This window comes from Oceanicoccus sp. (genome assembly GCF_029238675.1).
GTDB lineage: Bacteria > Pseudomonadota > Gammaproteobacteria > Pseudomonadales > Dasaniaceae > Oceanicoccus.
The window spans coordinates 13,925-34,102 of sequence record NZ_JAQWFR010000008.1; the positions used below are offsets into that span (position 1 = coordinate 13,925).

General features: G+C 46.7%; 22 protein-coding genes and 2 tRNA genes. 10 read left to right on the forward strand and 14 right to left on the reverse strand.

Going from position 1 to position 20,178, the window contains the following annotated elements; all coding sequences use genetic code 11:
- Positions 1 to 3: 3 nt before the first annotated feature.
- The 8 genes from zigA (at position 4) to P8H32_RS03340 (ending at position 4,757) form a co-directional block, all read left to right on the forward strand.
- Positions 4 to 1,203 (forward strand): zinc metallochaperone GTPase ZigA, encoded by a 1,200-nt coding sequence (gene zigA, locus P8H32_RS03305; RefSeq protein ID WP_301088458.1) that lies wholly within the window; start codon positions 4 to 6, stop codon positions 1,201 to 1,203.
- A 259-nt stretch (positions 1,204 to 1,462) separates the two neighbouring features.
- Positions 1,463 to 1,888: a phosphoribosyl-AMP cyclohydrolase gene (hisI, locus tag P8H32_RS03310; protein ID WP_301088459.1), complete on the forward strand. Its 426-nt coding sequence runs from the start codon at positions 1,463 to 1,465 to the stop codon at positions 1,886 to 1,888.
- A complete protein-coding gene (locus P8H32_RS03315) occupies positions 1,885 to 2,061 on the forward strand; it encodes a hypothetical protein (RefSeq protein ID WP_297291039.1) in 177 nt (58 codons plus the stop codon). Before hisI ends, P8H32_RS03315 begins: the two co-directional genes overlap by 4 nt.
- Entirely contained in the window at positions 2,051 to 2,227 is a 177-nt protein-coding gene (locus tag P8H32_RS03320) for a hypothetical protein (RefSeq protein ID WP_301088460.1), read from the forward strand. The genes P8H32_RS03315 and P8H32_RS03320 overlap by 11 nt, the downstream gene beginning before the upstream one ends.
- 165 nt (positions 2,228 to 2,392) lie before the next feature.
- Positions 2,393 to 2,758 carry an SgcJ/EcaC family oxidoreductase gene (locus P8H32_RS03325; protein ID WP_297291040.1) on the forward strand — a complete coding sequence of 122 codons (366 nt, stop codon included), beginning with the start codon at positions 2,393 to 2,395 and terminating at the stop codon, positions 2,756 to 2,758.
- A 485-nt stretch (positions 2,759 to 3,243) separates the two neighbouring features.
- Positions 3,244 to 3,774 (forward strand): dCTP deaminase, encoded by a 531-nt coding sequence (dcd, locus tag P8H32_RS03330; protein WP_301088461.1) that lies wholly within the window; start codon positions 3,244 to 3,246, stop codon positions 3,772 to 3,774.
- Positions 3,775 to 3,888: 114 nt separating this feature from the next.
- A complete protein-coding gene (locus tag P8H32_RS03335; protein WP_301088513.1) occupies positions 3,889 to 3,987 on the forward strand; it encodes a DUF1826 domain-containing protein in 99 nt (32 codons plus the stop codon).
- 209 nt (positions 3,988 to 4,196) lie between these two features.
- Positions 4,197 to 4,757 carry a YrbL family protein gene (locus P8H32_RS03340; protein WP_301088462.1) on the forward strand — a complete coding sequence of 187 codons (561 nt, stop codon included), beginning with the start codon at positions 4,197 to 4,199 and terminating at the stop codon, positions 4,755 to 4,757.
- Positions 4,758 to 4,910: 153 nt separating this feature from the next.
- On the opposite strand, the gene P8H32_RS03345 is transcribed toward P8H32_RS03340, so the two are convergent.
- The 11 genes from P8H32_RS03345 to uvrB form a co-directional block, all read right to left on the reverse strand.
- The gene (locus P8H32_RS03345; RefSeq protein WP_297291043.1) at positions 4,911 to 5,267 is read right to left on the reverse strand and encodes a MerR family transcriptional regulator; all 357 of its coding nucleotides are present in this window, start codon (positions 5,265 to 5,267) and stop codon (positions 4,911 to 4,913) included.
- Positions 5,248 to 5,550 carry an integration host factor subunit alpha gene (ihfA, locus tag P8H32_RS03350; RefSeq protein ID WP_297291044.1) on the reverse strand — a complete coding sequence of 101 codons (303 nt, stop codon included), beginning with the start codon at positions 5,548 to 5,550 and terminating at the stop codon, positions 5,248 to 5,250. The genes P8H32_RS03345 and ihfA overlap by 20 nt, the downstream gene beginning before the upstream one ends.
- A 47-nt stretch (positions 5,551 to 5,597) precedes the next feature.
- Positions 5,598 to 7,988, reverse strand: a complete 2,391-nt coding sequence (gene pheT / locus P8H32_RS03355) for a phenylalanine--tRNA ligase subunit beta (RefSeq protein ID WP_301088463.1) — start codon at positions 7,986 to 7,988, stop codon at positions 5,598 to 5,600.
- A 70-nt stretch (positions 7,989 to 8,058) separates the two neighbouring features.
- Positions 8,059 to 9,075 carry a phenylalanine--tRNA ligase subunit alpha gene (pheS, locus tag P8H32_RS03360; protein ID WP_301088464.1) on the reverse strand — a complete coding sequence of 339 codons (1,017 nt, stop codon included), beginning with the start codon at positions 9,073 to 9,075 and terminating at the stop codon, positions 8,059 to 8,061.
- Between the two features lie 118 nt (positions 9,076 to 9,193).
- Positions 9,194 to 9,550, reverse strand: a complete 357-nt coding sequence (gene rplT / locus P8H32_RS03365; RefSeq protein ID WP_085756976.1) for a 50S ribosomal protein L20 — start codon at positions 9,548 to 9,550, stop codon at positions 9,194 to 9,196.
- Between the two features lie 39 nt (positions 9,551 to 9,589).
- On the reverse strand, positions 9,590 to 9,784 hold the full coding sequence (gene rpmI / locus P8H32_RS03370; RefSeq protein WP_085756977.1) for a 50S ribosomal protein L35: 195 nt from the start codon (positions 9,782 to 9,784) through the stop codon (positions 9,590 to 9,592).
- Between the two features lie 109 nt (positions 9,785 to 9,893).
- Complete coding sequence (gene infC / locus P8H32_RS03375) at positions 9,894 to 10,424, reverse strand: translation initiation factor IF-3 (protein ID WP_297291061.1); 531 nt, start codon at positions 10,422 to 10,424, stop codon at positions 9,894 to 9,896.
- A gap of 26 nt (positions 10,425 to 10,450) precedes the next feature.
- Positions 10,451 to 12,391 (reverse strand): threonine--tRNA ligase, encoded by a 1,941-nt coding sequence (thrS, locus tag P8H32_RS03380; RefSeq protein ID WP_301088465.1) that lies wholly within the window; start codon positions 12,389 to 12,391, stop codon positions 10,451 to 10,453.
- A gap of 313 nt (positions 12,392 to 12,704) precedes the next feature.
- Positions 12,705 to 13,763: a histidinol-phosphate transaminase gene (gene hisC / locus P8H32_RS03385; RefSeq protein ID WP_301088466.1), complete on the reverse strand. Its 1,059-nt coding sequence runs from the start codon at positions 13,761 to 13,763 to the stop codon at positions 12,705 to 12,707.
- A gap of 246 nt (positions 13,764 to 14,009) precedes the next feature.
- A tRNA-Val gene (locus P8H32_RS03390) sits at positions 14,010 to 14,086 on the reverse strand.
- An 86-nt stretch (positions 14,087 to 14,172) separates the two neighbouring features.
- On the reverse strand, positions 14,173 to 16,197 hold the full coding sequence (gene uvrB, locus P8H32_RS03395; RefSeq protein ID WP_301088467.1) for an excinuclease ABC subunit UvrB: 2,025 nt from the start codon (positions 16,195 to 16,197) through the stop codon (positions 14,173 to 14,175).
- Positions 16,198 to 16,392: 195 nt separating this feature from the next.
- Between uvrB and P8H32_RS03400 the strand changes: the two genes are divergently transcribed.
- Positions 16,393 to 16,467: transfer RNA gene (locus tag P8H32_RS03400), tRNA-Asn, on the forward strand.
- 281 nt (positions 16,468 to 16,748) lie between these two features.
- Positions 16,749 to 17,552, forward strand: a complete 804-nt coding sequence (locus P8H32_RS03405; protein WP_297291050.1) for a cyclic nucleotide-binding domain-containing protein — start codon at positions 16,749 to 16,751, stop codon at positions 17,550 to 17,552.
- 6 nt (positions 17,553 to 17,558) lie between these two features.
- Here the strand turns inward: P8H32_RS03405 and P8H32_RS03410 are convergent, their stop codons facing one another.
- The 3 genes from P8H32_RS03410 to P8H32_RS03420 all read right to left on the reverse strand — a co-directional run bounded on the left by P8H32_RS03410 (position 17,559) and on the right by P8H32_RS03420 (position 20,098).
- Entirely contained in the window at positions 17,559 to 18,269 is a 711-nt protein-coding gene (locus P8H32_RS03410) for a response regulator transcription factor (protein WP_297291051.1), read from the reverse strand.
- 757 nt (positions 18,270 to 19,026) lie between these two features.
- Positions 19,027 to 19,416, reverse strand: a complete 390-nt coding sequence (locus tag P8H32_RS03415) for a hypothetical protein (RefSeq protein WP_297291052.1) — start codon at positions 19,414 to 19,416, stop codon at positions 19,027 to 19,029.
- 205 nt (positions 19,417 to 19,621) lie between these two features.
- Positions 19,622 to 20,098, reverse strand: a complete 477-nt coding sequence (locus tag P8H32_RS03420) for a CBS domain-containing protein (protein ID WP_297291053.1) — start codon at positions 20,096 to 20,098, stop codon at positions 19,622 to 19,624.
- Positions 20,099 to 20,178: the final 80 nt, after the last annotated feature.

A 20,178-nucleotide genomic window follows, 5' to 3' on the forward strand; every position in this document is an offset into this window, starting at 1 on the left:
ACAATGACTCGATTACCCGTAACTGTGCTATCAGGTTTTCTTGGTGCCGGTAAGACAACAGTACTAAGCCATGTCTTGAATAACCGCCAAGGCAAGAAAGTAGCCGTTATCGTCAATGACATGAGCGAGATCAACATCGATGCTGCTATGGTGCAGAGCGACGTTGAACTGAGCCGCCAGGAAGAGAAGTTGGTTGAGATGAGCAATGGCTGTATCTGCTGTACCCTGCGTGAAGACTTACTGCTCGAGATTAATAAGCTGGCTCAAGACGGGCGATTCGATTACCTGATGATTGAATCAACCGGTATTTCCGAGCCTTTGCCGGTGGCTGAGACCTTTACTTTTGCGGATGAAAAAGGCGACTCATTATCCGATGTGGCGACACTGGACACCATGGTTACGGTGGTAGACGCAGTAAACTTCCTGAAGGACTACGATGAAGCCAGGAATTTACAGGAAACTGGTGAATCTCTAGGGGAAGAAGACGAGCGCAGTGTTGCAGACTTACTGGTTGATCAAGTCGAGTTTGCTGATGTGTTGCTGATTAGCAAAACGGATTTAGTAGAGCAATCTGATATAGACCGATTGGTTGCCATTTTAAAGACACTCAATACCCATGCCCGAATAATCCCTATCGCCGATGGCAACGTCAATATCGATGATGTGCTTAATACCGGTTTATTCAATTTTGAACGTGCGCAACAAGCCCCCGGCTGGCTTAAAGAGATGCGTGGTGAACACGTCCCCGAAACCGAAGAATACGGCATTGGCAGTTTCAGCTATCTCGCCCGCCGTCCATTTGATCCGGAAAAGTTTTACAACTTTCTTCACAACACAAAAAACTACGGCAAGTTGATTCGTTCCAAAGGTTACTTTTGGCTAGCCACTCGCCCCGAATTTGCTGGCCAGTGGAGCCAGGCAGGTGGTATTGCGCGATATGGTTTTGCGGGCATGTTTTGGAAATCTACACCTAAGGACAATTGGCCTACAGACCCTGAATACCTTGCTTCAATTGAGGAGAATTGGGTGGAGCCCTTTGGAGATATGCGCCAGGAGCTTGTGTTTATCGGCCAAAGTTTAGATCAGGAAGCAATGACCCGTGCTCTCGACGATTGCCTGTTATCGGAAGAGGACGTTCTAAGGGGTAAGGAGTATTGGAAAACACTGCGCGATCCGTTTCCTGCCTGGAGGCATGGCGAATAGCGCGTTTAAAGCACATTCATTTGCGAAAACTGCAACAAAGTTAAAGAAATCAACATTAAACCCTCGATGATAGAAGAGATGAATACGACCGTTCAAGAAGCAGGTTTTAAACTGTCGAATCCCAAGATTGAACTGGGCTGTATGTGCGAAGAATGCGACAAACAAGGCAACTATTAATTAGTTTTAATGTGTTTTATAGAGATGTATTGATGGATGCACTACATGATTCCATTGCTACTCTAATAGATAGGGTATCAACATGTATCGTAAGTTTTTTCATTCTATAGAAAACCTCTCAGATAAAGATAGTCTGTCACTCAATACTGTCATTGAGAATTTGTCATTCAATGATTCAAAACTGATCCCGGTCATTACCCAAGACGCCGAAAGCAAAGAAGTGCTTATGTTTGCATGGATGAACAGAGAAGCTCTGGAGCAGACCCTGGAGACAAAACGTATGACCTATTGGTCCCGTAGCCGTCAGCAGCTTTGGGTTAAAGGCGAAACAAGCGGACATAGCCAAACACTGGTTTCTATGGCCTTTGATTGCGATGGTGATGCTGTACTGTGTCTTATTGATCAGTCAGGAGCAGCATGTCATACAGGACGTCCTGGCTGCTTCTATTTAAAAGTTGATACTGAAAAACAACGTGTGCTTATTTCCGCAGATGCATCAAAAACATGAGTTCTACATTGATTAAAAATGCCCGCATAGTCAACGAAGGTAAAATCATTGAGGCCGACCTTAGAATCTCGGGGCAACGCATCAGCCATATAGATAACGAGTTAACGTCAACGCATCAAGACCAGATTGTCGAAGCAAATGGGCAATACCTGTTACTAAGGCTTGACTCATAAGGGTTCGATTGCCACTGAGTCGCGAGCAGCCGTTGCCGGTGGCATCACTAGCTTTTTGGAAAATGTTCCCTTAGTTACCGACTACTGGTTTAACGTTGAACACCAGGAAAGCTTGCATGCCCACAATGCTGTAGTCATTGACCAAAAGCACGTCGATAAAAAATAACTTATTCAAATAATTTATTGGAAACAATCATTCCGATCAATTATGCGATTCGTTGAATAAAATACGAGTACGAGCCAAAGTTGATACAAGCATTGAAAAAATTAGTTATAATATTCGCCAAGTTAGCAGGCTGAAATAGTAATACATTTAATTGAAGGCAAAAAAATGAATCAGACCGAAATCGCAGCATTATTTGATCAGTGGAATAATGCATTACAAACGGGTAACCCGAAAAATGTAGTGGCGCTTTACGAAACTAACGCCATATTGCTACCCACAGTATCGAATAAGGTTCGTCATAACCACGAAGAAATTGAAGATTACTTTGTTCATTTTCTCGCCAAAGGCCCACAGGGAAAAATCAATGAATCTAATATCCGTACCTTTGACAATATCGCTATCAACTCAGGTGTTTATACCTTTACTTTCAAAGATGGTGCTGTGGTTCGGGCGCGTTTCAGTTATGTCTATCGCTTCAATGGCGAAAACTGGAAGATCATCGAGCACCACTCATCAGCTATGCCCGAGTAATTTTTTGCAGTATCAGGCTATATAGATCCACATGCTTTTATTTGTTAACGACCTCACTGTCATAGATTTTTCCTATCTCTGTGAAAATCGCGGTATTGTAGGAGATATTAATACCACAGGCCAATCCAGTCACAACCATCCATCAGACTGGTAATAATGTATGCGTTGACTTCGAGCGACCTGGCAACCAGTCGATTCATCTAAATTGTCCGGATGAAGCCTACGCATTTTTAGACACGACTAACATCAATAAGGAATCCATTGCAGGTTATCTGCGCGGGATTATCCGGCATGAACTCCCCGCCAATGTGCAACAGTTACAACTCTCCTTACGAGCAGAGCAGATTGACACAGCTTACTATCATTATAATCATGGCCTGAAAAAACATGATGGCAACTGTCAGCGTATTGTGCATGAGGGTGTTGGAAAAGGTGCTATCGCTATTTCAAATTGAGCATTTAATTTTTACTATACGGGAAAAACGATGATCTTGGCGGGAAAAGAAATTGAATCGAGAATTGGTGATGACATTGTTATTGAGCCCTTTGATAAAACGAGGATCAATCCCAATAGCTATAACTTAACCTTGCACAATGAACTGCTCGTTTACAAAGATTCATTGCTCGATATGAAGGAGAATAATGAAGTCGAGCAATTAATCATCCCGAAAGAAGGATTAATATTAGAACCCAATCGTTTATATCTGGGCAGAACCGTCGAGCATACTGAAACTAAAAACTTAGTTCCTATGTTAGAGGGCCGCTCTTCGATTGGAAGGCTTGGTCTTTTCGTTCATGTAACCGCAGGTTTTGGCGATGTGGGTTTTAAAGGCTTTTGGACTTTAGAGATCTTCTGCGTTCAACCTATCAAAATTTACCCAAACGTCGAAGTATGCCAAATTTATTACCATACAATTGAAGGGGATCACGAAAACTATTCGGGTGGTAAATATCAAAATAACCAGGGTATTCAACCAAGCCTGCTATACCGGGACTTCGATATTAAAAATGGCTGAGTTTGATAGAGCTTAATAAGCACTGCTCCATCTGTGATATATTGTATCATATCGGTCCAGTCATCTAACGAATTAAGTTAATTTGACTTGGGCCAGGCAGGTCTTCGTATTTTATTGAAAGGTGAGCTTTGGGAAGGGAATGAAGGCGCGGGTTTAGTGCATCGCTCGCCATCTCTGTCAGCCGGTGAACGACGTCTGTTATTAACAACTTGATGCGATTTCTTAGCCCCTCTTATTAAAGGTCGCAATACCGACTTCAATCTCTCACTGGTACTTCGGTATAGACCTTTACTTCTCTATAGAAACTGGCATGCTTTGTTAGTCTGGACTAGAAACAGAAACACAGTAATAAAACGCGGAAAGCCCATGCCTATATCCATAAAACGCTCAACTAATAGAGACTACCCCCATAGGGAGATTAAGTGAGCGTTATACAAATCGATAAAGCACTCTATATTGGTCAAGGCTTGGATAGGGAATGCTACCTCCACCCGGATGACCCCGGCAAATGTATTAAAATCACTATCTCTGGTGATTACCGGCAACATAACGACGACATTAAGTACTACAACCGGCTGCAAAAACGCGATATTTGCTGGCAGCAAGTTGCCCGCTTTTATGGACTTTGCACTACCAGCTCGGGGAGCGGCTTAATATTTGAGGTTGTCCGGGATTTTGATGGCAGTATCTCCAGAAGTCTAAGGGACTATATTCGTAATAATGGTCACCCAATAGATAAAGCACAGCTCCATCAGGAACTGTCACGGCTAAAAGATTACCTGCTTGAACACGCCATTATTATGCGGGATTTAAAGGACGACAATATACTGCTGCAACGGCTCGATCAGAATGAGACTAGACTCGTGGTTATTGACGGTATTGGCAATAATGAATTTATTCCTATTTCCGAGCTTACCCCTGTATTTACCCGTATGAAAATCAACCGCAAATGGGAAAAGTTCATTAGGAAACTACAAGCCTGAACTATAAACCTGAACTACAAACCTGAACTACAAACCTGAACTACAGGCCAGACCCCTTGATGGGAAAGCTCGCCCGGGCCATCAGCCTGCATTGCCAACGGCAATAAAAAAGGCCGCTCGGGGAGCGGCCTCTCAGGATTTAGCAACGGTTGATTAAGCTTTTAATACCAACAGCACATCTTCCAATTCATTAATCATCTGACGGATCATCTGCTTGTAATCACCTGGCTCGACATCAGTCTCTTCACCCGACATACGCTGGCGCGCACCGCCAATAGTATAGCCCTGATCATAGAGTAAGCTGCGGATTTGGCGAATCAGGATAACATCTTCACGCTGATAGTAGCGGCGGTTACCGCGACGCTTAACAGGTTTTAGATTGGGAAATTCTTGCTCCCAATAACGCAATACGTGGGGCTTAACCGCACACAGGTCACTGACCTCGCCAATGGTAAAGTAACGCTTACCCGGAATTACCGGTAATTCGTCGTTATTGCTCGGTTCCAACATGGGCTTCTACTCGTGCTTTTAGCTTCTGGCCGGGGCGGAATGTCACCACTCGGCGGGCAGAAATGGGGATCTCTTCCCCTGTTTTTGGATTGCGACCCGGGCGCTGGCTCTTGTCGCGGAGGTCGAAGTTGCCAAAACCTGACAGCTTCACCTGCTCATTGTCTTCGAGAGAGTGCCGGATCTCTTCAAAGAAGTGTTCTACCACTTCTTTGGCTTCTCGTTTATTAAGCCCTAACTCTTCATATAGCTTTTCGGCCATTTCGGACTTGGTCAAAGCTGTCATTCACTCGCTTCCCATAACTAGTATCGTCAGCGTGATTGCCGACTTGTTTAGTTCCTTAACGTAGCGTCAAACCGAGTTTGCAGTTCTGCCACTACGCGATCTACAGAGGCATTGACCTCATCTTCATTAAGAGTGCGCGAAGAATGCTGATACGTCAAGCCGAGAGCCAGACTTTTTTCTTTAAGATCAATACCTTTACCCTCATAGATGTCAAACAACCTGAGGTTACGAAGGTCTTCACCGGCTACGGATTGAACGGTTTTCAGCACTGCACCCGCCTCAATTTCACGGTTTATAAGGATAGCCAAGTCTCGGCGAACTTCCGGAAATTTCGACAGTTCTGTGAACTTTGGCAGCTCTGATTCGGTAATAGCCGACAATTTCACCTCAAACAGATAGATTGTTTGCGCGAAACCGAGTTTTTTCTGGAGTTCGGGGTGGATAGCACCAATATAGCCCACGATCTCTTCATCCTGTTTGATGGCGGCAGTTTGCCCTGGATGCAGTGCTGGGTGCTCGCCCTTGGCAAAAGCCAGATCGGTATTTTTACCAGAGAGAGCAATAACCGACTCAAGGTCTCCTTTCAGGTCATAGAAATCAACCACATCGCCATTTTCAGACCATGATTCAGGCTCGCGACGGCCAGTAATGGCACCCGCTAGCATGGCATCCTGCTGTGGCAGGCCATTAGCTTGAGGGATAAACCGCAGGCCACTCTCAAAGATACGCACACGGCTTTGCTGGCGATTGAGGTTGTGCTCCATGGTATTTAATAAACCCGGCCATAGGCTAGTACGCATTACCGACATATCGGCAGAAATTGGGTTGGCCAGTGGTACAGTGTCATCCTGTGGACAGATTAGCTGCTGGGCTTTGGGCTCGACAAAACAGTAAGTGACCGCCTCCTGATAACCCTTAGCCACTAACTGGCGGCGGATAGCTTTAAGGCCAATTTTGGTTTCGGTTTTAGGCTTTAATTTCAAATCCGCAGTAATACTGGTAACCGGCAGGCGGTTATAGCCGTAGATGCGAGCAATCTCTTCTAGCAGATCGGCTTCAATAGCGATATCAAAGCGCCATGAAGGTGAACCCACACTCCAGCCCTGATCATTTTCAGTCACAGCAAGACCTAAGCGGCTCAGCATATCGGTCACTTCGGCTTTTTCGATATTTAGACCTAGAAGCTTTTCGATTCTGGCCTCGCGCAATTCGATAGTGGCCGAAGTGGGTAAGTCTGCCTCTGAAGTCACTTCAATCACCGGCCCTACTTCGCCACCTACAATGCTTTGCAACAATTGTGTCGCACGCTCCATAGCGGTGACCTGTAGTTGGTAATCGACACCGCGCTCAAAGCGATGTGAAGAATCTGTATGTAGACCGTAATTACGTGCGCGGCCCGCAATCTTAACCGGCGTAAAGAATGCCGCTTCAAGGAAAATATCTTTAGTCTCGGCATTAACGGCGGTGGCATCGCCCCCCATAATACCAGCCAGGGCGACCGCTTTTTGGTGATCGGCAATAACCAGGCTCTCAGCCTTTAATTCTAGCTCTTGGCCATCTAGCAAAACTAACTTCTCACCCTGCTCAGCGTGGCGAACACGAATACCGCCTTCTAGCAGGTTTAAGTCAAAGGCATGCATGGGTTGGCCTAGCTCTAATAAAACGTAGTTAGTCACATCAACTACTGCGTCAATAGAGCGAATACCGCTGCGGCGCAGTTTTTCCTGCATCCATAATGGGCTTGGCCTGGAAACATCGACACCGCGGATAACACGACCCACATAACGAGAGCAATCGGCACCAGCCTGAATTTCAACGGGTAGTGTGTCGTCTATTTGGGCAGCAACAGGGTTAATCGCTGGGGCAGTGACTTCCGCTTTATAAAGTACACCGGTGTCACGGGCGATACCGGCAATGCTTAAGCAGTCGGCACGGTTAGGCGTAAGATCGACTTCGATAATGGTATCGTCCAACTCAAGGTAATCTCGTAGATCAGTGCCCACTGGCGCATCCGCCGCTAACTCCATCAGACCTTCGTCCGCATCGGAGAGCTGTAATTCTTTTTCAGCACATAACATTCCGAAGGATTCTACGCCGCGCAGTTTAGCTTTCTTAATTTTGAAACCTTTAGCATCATCTGATGGTAACTTCGCGCCAACAGTGGCAAAAGGAATTTTAATACCGGCACGGGCATTGGGTGCACCACAAACTACTTGTACCACTTCTTCACCGCCGGCCACTTGGCAAACGCGTAATTTATCGGCATCGGGGTGTTGTTCGACTGAAAGGATTTCACCGACCACGACACCAGTAAACTCACCGGCAACACCTTCGGTGCCATCGACTTCCAAACCGGCCATGGTGATTTGTTCAACTAATTCATCGGTAGTAACGTTGGGGTTTACCCATTCGCGCAGCCACTTTTCGCTGATTTTCATTGTGATCTAATCTCTAACTTAATATTGGGTTCTGGTGCTTTGCCGTGGTGATGGTGGAATATATTCCACCCTACCTAAATTGTTCGAGGAAGCGTAAATCATTCTCGAAAAACAGACGTAAATCGTTAACGCCATAACGTAGCATGGCTAAACGTTCGACGCCCATACCAAAGGCGAAGCCGGTATATTTTTCGGTATCAATATTTGAATACTCAAAAACCCGTGGGTGTACCATGCCGCAACCCATCACCTCTAACCAGCCAGTATGGCTACAAACACGGCAGCCTTCGCCATTACACATCACACACTGAATATCGACTTCCGCTGAAGGCTCAGTGAATGGAAAATATGAAGGGCGGAAACGTACCGCCAGTTCTTTTTCAAAGAAGACCCGTAGAAATTCTTCTACGATGCCTTTTAGATCAGCAAAACTGGAGTTTTCGCTAATCAATAAACCCTCTACCTGATGAAACATCGGTGTATGGGTTAAATCGGAATCACAGCGGTAAACGCGTCCGGGGCAAATTACTTTTAATGGTGGCTCGGTAGCTTCCATCACTCGTACTTGTACCGGTGAGGTGTGAGTACGCAGTACGGTAGTTTCATCAATATAGAAAGTATCGTGCATCGCCCTTGCCGGGTGATGTGCAGGAATATTTAACGCTTCGAAGTTATGGTAGTCATCTTCGATTTCCGGGCCTTCAACGGTTTCAAAACCAATCGCCTCAAAAAACTCAGCAATGCGCTCAATGGTACGGGTCACCGGGTGTAAACCACCGGTTGCTTCACCGCGACCGGGCAAGGTGATATCAATGGTTTCGTTCGCCAGCTTTTCAGCAACGGCGGCGCCTTCCAAATTATCTTTGCGCTCGCCAATTAATTCTTGCAGGGCTTGCTTAACCTTGTTGATTTCAGCACCCGCTGCGGGACGCTCTTGCGCAGAGAGTTTACCCAGGCCTTTAAGTAGACCGGTGATGCTGCCTTTTTTACCCAAGTATTCAACCCGAACAGCATCCAGCGCGGCAACATCGGTTGCACTCGCTATGGCTTCACGGGCTTCATTGGCCAGAGACTCCAGATTTTCCATCTATTCGCTTCTCTATTCTGTGTTTTATTTTCTGTACTGTTAAAACGACAATAGGGAAAGAGCGGCAGCCCTTTCCCTATTGAATGGTAATACTAAACGGCCTTGCGGCCGCCTCGTGTTACGCCAAGGCTGCTTTTGCTTTCTCTACGATAGCGGCAAAAGCGGCTTTGTCATGTACTGCCAAGTCAGCAAGAACACGGCGATCCAGGCCGATTTCTGCTTTCTTAAGGCCAGCGATTAAACGGCTATAAGCCAAACCGTTAGCACGTGACTGAGCGTTGATACGAGTAATCCAAAGGGCGCGGAACTGACGCTTACGCTGACGACGGTCACGGTAGGCATATTGACCAGCTTTGATGACAGCTTGCTTGGCAACACGAAATACACGTGAACGGGCACCGTAGTAACCCTTGGCTTGTTTTAAAATCTTTTTGTGACGACGGTGTGCTACCACACCACGTTTTACGCGAGGCATATTAGTCTCCTAAATCTTTTCCAGTGAGTGTGATGGCGTTTACTTCGCCCGCAACATACGATCGATTAACACTTTGTCTGAAGCGTGAACTTGAGACGTTCCACGTAGCTGACGCTTACGTTTAGTGGTCATCTTGGTCAAGATGTGACTTTTATGGGCGCTTTTACGTTTATAACCAGAAGAGGTCTTCTTGAAACGTTTAGCTGCCCCGCTATGTACTTTAGCTTTTGGCATCGTTAGATACTCCGCATTTGGGAACCATCAAAGCTCAGTCGAGAGCCTTCAGCGGGTTCAAAATAATAGTTAAAAAAATAGAAGTTAATAGGCCCTATGAGCTCACTACTTACTTCTTCTTACTGCGTGGGGCAATGACCATCGTCAATTGACGACCTTCCATCTTTGGAAACTGCTCTACAGCACCTAGCTCTTCGAGATCTTTTTCGATGCGCTTAAGTAGCTCCATACCAATTTCCTGATGGGCCATTTCACGGCCTCGGTAACGTAATGTCACCTTAGCTTTGTCCCCATGTTCAAGGAAACGTACCAGGTTGCGTAGTTTTACCTGGTAATCCCCTTCTTCCGTCCCAGGACGAAATTTCATCTCCTTAACCTGTGTCCGCACCTGCTTCTTCCTCTGAGCAGCCTGCTGTTTTTTCGCTTCGAACACATGTTTACCGTAGTCCATAACTTTACAGACTATCGGATCGGAATCTGCTATCTGTACCAGATCGAGTGACGCTTCAGCCGCCGCTGCGCGTGCTTCTTCGATGGGTACGATGCCAACTTGTTCACCTTCGGCACCTATTAGGCGGACCTCTTTGGCTTCGATCTCATCGTTGATCGTGGCCCGCTTGCTTTTACCTTTTTGCTTAATCGTTAATTCTCCGATATTTTCCAGGTTCAGTTTTCAGTCGTTGCTTCTGCAGAAGCAACACGGCCGCGTCGGGCTACGTCATCAGCGAGGAGCTGTTCAAAGGCTTCAATTGACATTGAGCCAAGATCCTCACCATTACGCGCACGCACGGCCACGGTCTGATTTTCTACTTCCTTATCGCCGACTACCAGCAGATAAGGAACCTTCTGAATTGTGTGCTCGCGGATTTTAAAGCCGATCTTCTCATTTCTCAAGTCCGCATCCACTCTAAAGCCTTTATTTTTCAAGGATTCATGGACTTTTTTCACAAATGGGGACTGTTTGTCGGTGATATTGGCAATTACGGCCTGAGTTGGCGCCAACCAAGCCGGAAATGCGCCTTCATAATGCTCGATCAAAATACCGATAAATCGCTCAAATGAACCCAGAATGGCCCGGTGCAGCATAACCGGTGTCTGGCGCGAGCCATCTTCGGCAACATATTGGGCATCAAGACGGCCAGGCATAGAGAAATCCACCTGAATAGTCCCTAGCTGCCAGACTCGGCCGATACAATCTTTAAGCGAGAATTCGATCTTGGGACCGTAGAATGCGCCTTCACCGGGCAGCTCTTCCCAGGGTAGGCCTTTGCTATCAAGGGCTTCAGCCAAAGCTTTCTCGGCTTTGTCCCAGCTTTCATCACTACCTACCCGCTTTTCCGGGCGAGTCGAGAGGCGGTAAATCACATCACTGAAGCCAAAGTCTTTATAAACATCGTGCAGAAAGTCGATAAACTCGGATACTTCCGGCTGAATCTGCTCTTCAGTGACAAAGATATGGGCATCATCCTGCACAAAACCACGAACCCGCATAATCCCGTGTAGAGAGCCCGATGGCTCATTGCGGTGACAGGAACCAAATTCCGCCAGACGCAGTGGTAGATCACGGTAGCTCTTCAAACCCTGGTTAAACACCTGTACGTGACAGGGGCAATTCATCGGCTTGATAGCAAAATCACGCTCTTCGGATTTGAGTGCAAACATATCATCGCCAAATTTATCGGCGTGGCCTGATTTTTCCCATAAGCTGAAGTCAACCAGCTGCGGTGTTTTGATTTCCTGGTAATCATTAAGGGCTTGCTGCTCGCGCATATACCCCTCAATGGTCTTATAAATATTCCAGCCCTTAGGGTGCCAAAACACCATACCCGGAGCTTCTTCCTGCATATGAAACAGGTCATATTTCTTACCCAGTTTACGGTGGTCGCGCTTTTCAGCTTCTTCCAAACGACGTAAATAGGCTTTTAGCTCTTTCTTATTGGTCCAGGCTGTACCGTAAATACGTTGCAGCATTTCATTGTTGGAATCACCACGCCAATAGGCACCGGCCACTTTCATTAATTTAAAAGCTTTTAGTTTGCCAGTACTCGGCACGTGGGGACCGCGGCATAGATCCATCCAGGGACCTTGCTTATAGACAGACACTTCTTCGTTTTCAGGAAGGGCTTCAATAATTTGTACTTTGTAGTTTTCACCCATTTCACGGAAAGTTTTTACCGCGTGATCACGCTCCATCACTACCCGCTCAATTGGCAGGTCATCTTTGACGATTTCCGCCATGCGCTTTTCGATTTTCGCCAGATCTTCTTCGCTAAATGCATGACCTGAGGCAAAGTCGTAGTAATAGCCATCGTCAATAACTGGCCCGATAGTGACCTGAACACCAGGGAACAGCTCCTGTACAGCCATAGCCATCAGGTGAGCGGTTGAGTGGCGAATTAATTCCAGCCCCTGTTCGTCGCGCTCAGTAACTATCGCCAGTTCAACATCGCTCTCAATCAAATAGGAGGTATCCAGCAGCTCACCAGCAATCTTTCCGGCAAGCGACGCTTTAGCCAGCCCTGGACCAATATCCATGGCGACATCAAAAATAGAAACGGGGTTATCGAATGAACGCTGACTTCCGTCAGGCAGAGTTATGACAGGCATTGTACTTTCCTATTTCAGTGGCGAACCTTACCAAAGCCCGCGTGAAGTTGTAGTTTTTGATCTGTATTGCTTATTGGTAAAAGAGTCGGACACTCTACCAGAGCAGAGTGGTTTGTAAAGCTGGAAGATTTACTATTTCTTCCCGTCACTCCCGCGCCACGTCAGGTCACGCCACGTCACGCCACGTCACGTCACGTCACGTCACGTCATTCCCGCGCAGGCGGGAATCTAGCACTGTAGATTTCCGCAATAGCGGAAATCTACAGCATGCAATCTGGGTTCCCGCCTTCGCGGGAATGACAAGGATGGGTAGTTAAAGAATGCTCTTTATAGCCGCCACCAAAGCCTGCATTTCTTCATCAGTGCCGATGCTAATACGTAAATACTCTTCGATGCGAGGCTTTTGGAAGTAGCGTACCAGGATTTTATGCTCACGTAGCTGAGTAAATAAAGACTCCGCACTAATACTATTTGGCTTTACCATCACGAAGTTGGCCATTGAAGGTAATACATCAAAATCCAATGCCTGCAACTGCTCCACCGTCCACTCTCGGGTAGCGATAATTCTTTGGCGGCAGTGATTAAAATAATCCACATCTTCTATAGAAGCCGTTGCAGCGAGTTCCGCCAGGCGATCGATAGAATAAGGATTAAATGAGTTTTTGATTCGCTCCAAAGCTTCTATTAAGTCTGCATTACCAAGGGCATAACCGACACGACTACCCGCCAGCGAGCGAGACTTGGATAGGGTCTGTACCACTAATAAGTTAGGGTAGCGATCAATTAAGCTAGCGGCAGACTCAGCACCAAAGTCGACATAGGCCTCATCAACAATCACCACGCTATCAGGATTGCCTTTTATAAAACCTTCTATATCAGCCAACCCCTTCCCTATTCCGGTTGGTGCATTGGGATTAGGGAAAATCACACCTCCATTGTCACGCTGGTAATCGGCCAGGTTAATCGAAAAATCGTCAGCCAGTGGCAGTTCGACATAATCAATTTCATACAGGCCACAATATACGGTGTAAAAGCCATAGGTAATAGCAGGAAATAGCACGGGTTTGTTGTGCTTTAGCAGTCCTTGAAAGGCAAACGCCAGAACCTCATCAGAACCATTACCCAAACAGATTTGGTTTTCATTTAACGCAAAGCTTTTGGCCAAAGACTTTTTTAAAGCACTATTTTTAGGGTCAGGGTATAAACGCAAAGCATTAATAGCTTCATCACTGATAGCCTTTAGCACATTGGGTGAAGGCGGATATGGGTTTTCATTGGTATTGAGCTTGACTAAATCCTGCACCTTGGGCTGCTCACCGGGCACGTAGGGATGTAAACCTTGGACAAAATCGCTCCAATAAGGAGAAGACATAAGAACCCTTGTATCACTTTGTATTAGTCACTTTAACCTTGGCAATTATACAGAGGTTAGCCCTGGGTTCCAACGAAGGCAGGTTGTCATCACCGGCACCGCTAATACACTTGTTGTTGGTTCCATTTGACGAGTTATCGTTAGCGGATGCATTGGTACCAGAGTTTTTACAAAATAGTCGACTGACGAGGCGATCAGCGAAAACCAGACACAAAAAAGCCCGCACAAGGCGGGCTTTTTTGTGTCTGGTACGACCGAGTGGATTCGAACCACCGACCCCCACCATGTCAAGGTGGTGCTCTAACCAACTGAGCTACGGTCGTATTGAGGGCGACGATTATAATGAGACACAGCCCCACGCACAAGCGCCAATAGCTGATTCGAGTGCTTTTCCGCTGCGGCTTAGCGCTTAACTGACAAAGGCCTGTGCTTTTAAGCCAGTGAGCTTGTCTCGAGTAGCAGCAGCTTCCTCAAATTCAAGGTTTTTAGCGTGCTCAAACATCTTCTGCTCGAGGCGCTTTATCTCTTGCGACAGCTGCCTGGGCGTCATAGCTGCAGCTTCAACCTGATAATCAGCGGGCGCTTCAGCAACCAACTTGCCTTTGGCGTTGCGGGCAAATCGCGTCCCAGGGGCCCTGGCCCCTTCCATAATGTCAGCAATATCCTTTTTCACACCGATAGGCACGATATTGTTTTCTTTATTATGGGCTAGCTGTTTTTCTCGTCGTCGTTCGGTTTCACCCATGGCGCGCTCCATGGAGCCGGTGATTTTATCAGCATAGAGAATAGCTTTACCGTTAAGATTTCGGGCAGCGCGACCAATGGTTTGGATAAGTGAGCGATCAGAGCGTAAGAAGCCTTCTTTGTCGGCATCGAGAATGGCTACCAGAGACACTTCCGGCATGTCTAAACCTTCTCGCAACAGGTTAATGCCCACCAGCACATCGAATTCACCCAAGCGTAAATCGCGAATAATTTCTACGCGCTCTACCGTATCAATATCAGAGTGCAGGTAGCGAACCCTGATACCGTGCTCACCCAGGTATTCGGTTAAATCCTCGGACATACGCTTGGTCAGTGTCGTGACCAATACACGCTCTTCTTGTTGCACCCGAATATTGATTTCAGACAGTAAATCATCAACCTGTGTGGTAGCGGGCCGCACTTCTATTTCAGGATCAATCAGACCGGTGGGACGCACCACCTGCTCTACGGTGCGATCAGAATGTTCCGCCTCATAGTTGCCCGGTGTGGCCGAAACAAAAATCAATTGCGGTACAACGCTTTCCCACTCCTCAAAACGCATCGGGCGATTATCCAGCGCTGACGGCAAACGAAAACCGTATTCAACCAGAGTTTCTTTACGGGAGCGGTCGCCTTTATACATAGCGCCTAATTGCGGTACTCCTACATGGGACTCATCGATAACCACCAAAGCATTATCGGGTAAGTAATCAAACAAGGTTGGTGGTGCTTCACCAGAATCGCGGCCCGACAGATAGCGGGAGTAGTTTTCAATACCGGTGCAATAACCCAGCTCGCGAATCATTTCCAGATCGTAGCGGGTGCGTTGCTCCAGGCGCTGGGCTTCAACGAGCTTGTTGTTATCTCGCAATTGTTTTAAACGCCCCCGCAACTCTTCTTCAATTTTATCGAGGGCGCCCAGCAACGTATCGCGGGGAGTCACATAGTGGCTTTTAGGGTAAATCGACACACGGGGTAAGCGGCGTAAGACCTCGCCAGTCAGTGGGTCAAAGGTGGATAGGTTGTCGATTTCCTCATCAAACAACTCAACCCGCACGGCTTCTTTTTCAGAGTCTGCCGGAAAAATATCAATAACATCGCCCCTTACCCGGTATGTACCCCGGGCAAAATCGATATCATTTCGAGTGTATTGCAACTCCGCTAAACGACGCAGGATATAGCGCTGGTCAACCTGGTCACCCCGATCAAGGTGCATCATCATTTTCAGGTATTGCGAAGGGTCACCCAGACCGTAAATAGCAGAAACGGTGGCAACCACGATGGTATCTTCCCGTTCCATTAACGCCTTGGTGGCTGAAAGACGCATCTGCTCGATATGCTCGTTCACCGAGGCATCTTTGTCGATAAAGGTATCAGAGGAAGGCACATAGGCTTCAGGCTGGTAGTAATCGTAGTAGGAAACAAAGTACTCAACCGCGTTTTTGGGGAAGAATTCCTTAAATTCCCCATAGAGCTGGGCCGCGAGGGTTTTATTGGGAGCCATAACAATGGTGGGACGCTGAATACCCTCAACCACGTTGGCAATGGTAAATGTCTTACCGGAACCGGTTACTCCCAGTAAAGTCTGGGCTCGCAGCCCCGCTTTCACCCCCTCCAATAGACCGGTAATAGCTGTAGGCTGATCACCTGCAGGGGCAAATTTGGAGACAACTTCAAAGGGTTTACTCATTAACAGTATCCGGGTAAAAGGAGCAGTTTACTACACCCTGAGCCAGCTTCACCAACCCTGTATTGACGATCAGCTCAAATCTTAGCCACTGTGTGCTTTTACCAAAAAATTCATGGGTTTAGCGCCTAAAAACGGTTGACGATCCCCTACTGGCCCTTTAATATTCGCGCCTCGTTGACGGAAGTTGACGTTAAATCCGGATTAGCTCAGCGGTAGAGCAGTTGACTGTTAATCAATTGGTCGTTGGTTCGATCCCAACATCCGGAGCCAAATTCTAAAAGGTCTGCAGAGATGCAGGCCTTTTTTTATGTCTGGACAAAAGGCCTCCGGGGTAATAGCTGGGGTAACATGTTTATTTCACCTGTACTAACAGAACCCTAAACTCCCCTTAGCGAAAACCCCGACCACCATTTCAGGTTATCCCCTAGTTTTAACATCACCCCACTATGAAACACTTTGCAACCCGGTATCAGCTATAAATACACCTCTTTTCAAGAGGTTATTCAGGACTAACAAAAACGCTAGTGGACGCCAACCATTAAGGATCTGATATGGAAACAACAACTCAAACTGATTATTCCAAACCCAAGGCGGAGCTCAACGCCGCCAATATCGCCAAACCGTTAACCATAGAACCACCCCAACCCCATATAGCCCGACAATCCTGTGATGACTGCGTCACCAAACCCGTTTGTGCTGCTGGCGTGTTGAAACGCAATATGCCCGCCAGCTACCACAGCCGTTTATTTCGCACCCAGCGATTCGCAAAAGGAAAACATCTTTTTTATGCCGGCGACAGCTTAAGCACACTGTATATTATTAAATCAGGGAGTTTTAAAACCTATTTTTGTACCGAAGAAGGCGATGAACAAGTGATGGGGTTTGCGCTACCCGGCGATATCCTGGGTGCCGATGCCCTTGCCGACCAACGTCACAATTTGTCATACATGGCACTGGAAACTTCCACTTTATGTGTGGCACCTGTTAATACATTGAAAACTTTAGCTAATCGTTTTGCGCCCAACTGGTTGCTGCAACAAGTGCATGGGGAGGTTCTGCGAGAACGGCAGCTGATGCTGATGACCGCAAGAAAATACAGCGCCGATACAAGAGTCGCTTATTTTCTACTGGAACTGTCGGCTCGCCACCGTGCCAGGGGGTTATCTGAAGTTGAATTTAAACTGACCATGCCACAACGGGATATTGCCCATTACCTGGATATGGCTTTGGAGACGGTATCACGCGTCTTCACTCGTTTGCAGGAGCACAGCATACTAATGATTAAACGGCCCTACGTCAGAATCAATAAAGTCGCAGAGCTTAAAGCGATGGTTGATGAATCCTTGCTGCCATAACCAGCACTATTCGATCGTACTTTGCAAAGACCATTGCATAGCGTAACGGGTTAATTCTGCAGAAGACGCCAAATTGAGTTTTTCTTTAAGGTGTGCTCGGTGGGTTTCAATAGTTTTAACACTGAGATTAAGGTGCTCGGCGATTTGCAAGGTACTACAACCGCCACCGATTTGCTCAAACACTTCCAACTCACGATTGGTCAGTGTACTAATAGGTGAAGGTGCTATGCCAGCCTCAAAGTTGGCATAACGCTGTAACAATAAACGGTCGGTCATCGCCTCGCTCAAATAGATTTTGCCCCCAAGGACTTTTTTAACCGCCCCTACCAAATGCTCCAGCGCCTCCTGCTTGCTGACATAGCCCAAAGCTCCTGCCTGCAGGGCTCGTTCGGCGAGCAGCCGTTCATCGTGCATCGAAGACACCAGTATCGGTAGATTGGGAGCAATAGCATGAATCCGTTTTATCAATTCCAGACCGCTGCCATCGGGCAGGCTAATATCAAGAATCACCAGGTCCGGTGAACATTGCTTGATCGCCTGCGGGGTACCCTTAGCATTCTGGCTCTCACCACAAATGCTTAACCATTGTTCGGACTCAAACAACTGGCGTATACCCCGCCGAATTAGCGGTTGATTATCAACAATAAAAATATTTTTTAATGTAGCAGTATCCGGTCTTGGCTTTTCCGTTGCCACCATATTGTCACCAGGCTTCACTATAAGGTCACCTCAATACGCTCTATTGCTGCTTTATCTTACTGAGTACGCTCTGCCACTAACTCATGGGCAAAAACTGGTAAGGGTAAATACAAACAATATGAGCACCCGCTCCCAGCCCAGTATCAATCCTGAGACAGGCACCAATACTACTGGCCAAGTAATGCATAATCCTAATACCAAAACCACCCTATCCCATTAACTCGTCCAGGTCAAAACCAACACCATCGTCAATAATAGTTAACTCGTAAGCGGTATTTTAACGACAGGGTTCTGCCAGCCTCACGCCTGTGATAGCCATTATTGTAAATTACTAAAGGGATTTTCTAGGAGAGATCAACACTCCAAGGCAGCAAGGCTTCAATGTCCTCGACGGTCGTCGCTAGAGGGAGTTAGCGAGTGTCTCTAACCACTCGTAGAAGTTAACCATTAAAGGAGCCAGTAACTGTTCTCGCTGTTCTTTTATTTTATCGAGCTCTTTCGTACCCGCACGCATTGTCTTATCGCAGTGGTAAAGCCCCCCATATCTGCGCTTTCACGCAGATGACAAATATCGGGCTGACTGGCTTTCGTTTCGCTCATATAAACTGCAGGTCCTTATTAAAATCACCGCTATTATGGCGTGACCATAACTAACGGATTCCGTATAACGCAGATTATCGCGAAAAAGATCGTCAACAAACAGGGGGGATCGCAATAGAACGAAAATAAATACAAGTCTTATAACATAAACGCTAAGCCGAACTTTATAGTTGTGTTATGCAGCCGTAGAAAACAACCGGTCAAGGGTATGGAAAAATGGAATATCACCATCGACCCACATCAACCCAACACCATCAACCGAACAGTGAATCACTATCACTTTCATCTGGTAATAATTGCCATCACAGCCTTTAGCTGTTTTTATTTGAGAGCCTTTAGCTGTTTTTGTTTGAGAGCCCTTAGCTGTTTTAGCTTGCCGCTGGGAAACGGCTTTTTTGGCGATTTTAGCGGTGAGAAAATCCCCTTTCTTTAATGCGCCCCGGCAATTCACCTGCAAACCACCGCGACCGATATTATGGGACATAAAACGACCAAAACTTCGGCCGCAGCGCAAAAGCTCCACCGGTAACTTAATCGCTACCCGGTTACCATTACGGTGCTCCATTATCACCTCCATATATTAGAACCACAAACGAGTTTTGAACTGACTGGAGCTTAAATAGTAACTACGCTTTGAATTCTCCTATTGACCGCCATCAAATTAAGCTTCAAAGCCATGATTAAACTGGTCGAATACTAATCGCTACATGGCACAAATACCTAACGTTGAGCAGATCACTCAGTTGCGCCAACGACTCAAACGATAATGTTCAGCCCACCATCTGCTGCGATTGTTTTACGGGGGCACAGATTTGTTTTAATGCTGTTATCACTTGCGCGGTAGACACAGGCGTAGTTTTGGTCTTTTTTGCATCGGCCACTAAAATCATATCGTCCATAGAGATAATACCCTTTAGCAGACCTTCATTATCAACTACCGGTAAGCGATGTATTTGCCCATCCATCATAATGGTTAAAGCTGTGTCCACATCATCATCCGGTTTACAGCTTAATAACTCGCGGTGATTTATCACTTGCTGTGTCGTTATCTCCTGCAAGGGTTTATGCTGAAACGCAGACCCCATAGCAATATCGCGGTCGGTCACTATACCGGTGGGTATACCCGCATCATCGACCACCGGAATGGCACCACAGTCATAGTTCCACATTTGCATGGCCACCGTCTCAAGATTGGTATTGGACTGACAGGTTTGTACATCCGCCTTCATTAATTCACTGACTTTCATAAATGTTCTCCTCGGTGTTGTTGTATAGACTGGAATTACGTCACCGAGAGTAAGGCCTTTACTGCCATAGATATTGATCG

What these genes read in the sequence shown, in the direction of transcription:
- P8H32_RS03405 (WP_297291050.1), top strand. Translation starts at nt 16,749, where the DNA reads ATGGAAACAACAACTCAAACTGATTATTCCAAACCCAAGGCGGAGCTC.
- ihfA (WP_297291044.1), bottom strand. Translation starts at nt 5,550, where the DNA reads ATGACAGCTTTGACCAAGTCCGAAATGGCCGAAAAGCTATATGAAGAG.
- hisI (WP_301088459.1), top strand. Translation starts at nt 1,463, where the DNA reads ATGTATCGTAAGTTTTTTCATTCTATAGAAAACCTCTCAGATAAAGAT.
- dcd (WP_301088461.1), top strand. Translation starts at nt 3,244, where the DNA reads ATGATCTTGGCGGGAAAAGAAATTGAATCGAGAATTGGTGATGACATT.
- thrS (WP_301088465.1), bottom strand. Translation starts at nt 12,391, where the DNA reads ATGCCTGTCATAACTCTGCCTGACGGAAGTCAGCGTTCATTCGATAAC.
- pheT (WP_301088463.1), bottom strand. Translation starts at nt 7,988, where the DNA reads ATGAAAATCAGCGAAAAGTGGCTGCGCGAATGGGTAAACCCCAACGTT.
- rplT (WP_085756976.1), bottom strand. Translation starts at nt 9,550, where the DNA reads ATGCCTCGCGTAAAACGTGGTGTGGTAGCACACCGTCGTCACAAAAAG.
- P8H32_RS03345 (WP_297291043.1), bottom strand. Translation starts at nt 5,267, where the DNA reads ATGTTGGAACCGAGCAATAACGACGAATTACCGGTAATTCCGGGTAAG.
- P8H32_RS03415 (WP_297291052.1), bottom strand. Translation starts at nt 19,416, where the DNA reads ATGGAGCACCGTAATGGTAACCGGGTAGCGATTAAGTTACCGGTGGAG.
- hisC (WP_301088466.1), bottom strand. Translation starts at nt 13,763, where the DNA reads ATGTCTTCTCCTTATTGGAGCGATTTTGTCCAAGGTTTACATCCCTAC.
- zigA (WP_301088458.1), top strand. Translation starts at nt 4, where the DNA reads ATGACTCGATTACCCGTAACTGTGCTATCAGGTTTTCTTGGTGCCGGT.
- P8H32_RS03315 (WP_297291039.1), top strand. Translation starts at nt 1,885, where the DNA reads ATGAGTTCTACATTGATTAAAAATGCCCGCATAGTCAACGAAGGTAAA.
- pheS (WP_301088464.1), bottom strand. Translation starts at nt 9,075, where the DNA reads ATGGAAAATCTGGAGTCTCTGGCCAATGAAGCCCGTGAAGCCATAGCG.
- uvrB (WP_301088467.1), bottom strand. Translation starts at nt 16,197, where the DNA reads ATGAGTAAACCCTTTGAAGTTGTCTCCAAATTTGCCCCTGCAGGTGAT.
- rpmI (WP_085756977.1), bottom strand. Translation starts at nt 9,784, where the DNA reads ATGCCAAAAGCTAAAGTACATAGCGGGGCAGCTAAACGTTTCAAGAAG.
- P8H32_RS03420 (WP_297291053.1), bottom strand. Translation starts at nt 20,098, where the DNA reads ATGAAAGTCAGTGAATTAATGAAGGCGGATGTACAAACCTGTCAGTCC.
- P8H32_RS03325 (WP_297291040.1), top strand. Translation starts at nt 2,393, where the DNA reads ATGAATCAGACCGAAATCGCAGCATTATTTGATCAGTGGAATAATGCA.